This is a genomic window from Streptomyces oceani (assembly GCF_001751245.1).
GTDB classification, from domain to species: domain Bacteria; phylum Actinomycetota; class Actinomycetes; order Streptomycetales; family Streptomycetaceae; genus Streptomyces; species Streptomyces oceani.
Genome location: NZ_LJGU01000049.1, coordinates 1 through 363 on the forward strand (window position 1 = coordinate 1; position 363 = coordinate 363).

Annotated in this window: 1 protein-coding gene; it reads right to left on the reverse strand. The window is 63.6% G+C overall.

What is annotated here, in order from left to right; translation table 11 throughout:
• Window positions 1–363, reverse strand: a 363-nt coding sequence (locus AN216_RS00225) for a beta-ketoacyl synthase N-terminal-like domain-containing protein (RefSeq protein ID WP_139140807.1), incomplete at both ends; no start/stop codon positions are given.

Genomic DNA, 363 nt, shown 5'->3' on the forward strand with positions numbered 1-363 from the left:
CCGAATACGCCTTACACCGACCATCCCGCGCCAACCCCCGCTGCCGACTAAACTCCACAAAGAGAAACGGACCAGACAGCACCGTCACACCACCCACCAACGCCATCGAGCACTCACCCGACCGCAACGCCCGCGACGCCATGTGCAACGCCACCAACGACGACGAACACGCCGTATCCACCGACACCGCCGGCCCCTCAAAACCAAAGCTGTACGCCACCCGCCCCGACACCACACTTGTCGATTTGCCCGTGAGCCGATAACCCTCCAACTCCGGCGCAGGCTCCCCGCCGTAGTCCGAGGTGATCACACCGCAGAACACGCCGGTATCCGTACCGCGCAACGAGGTCGGATCAATACCCG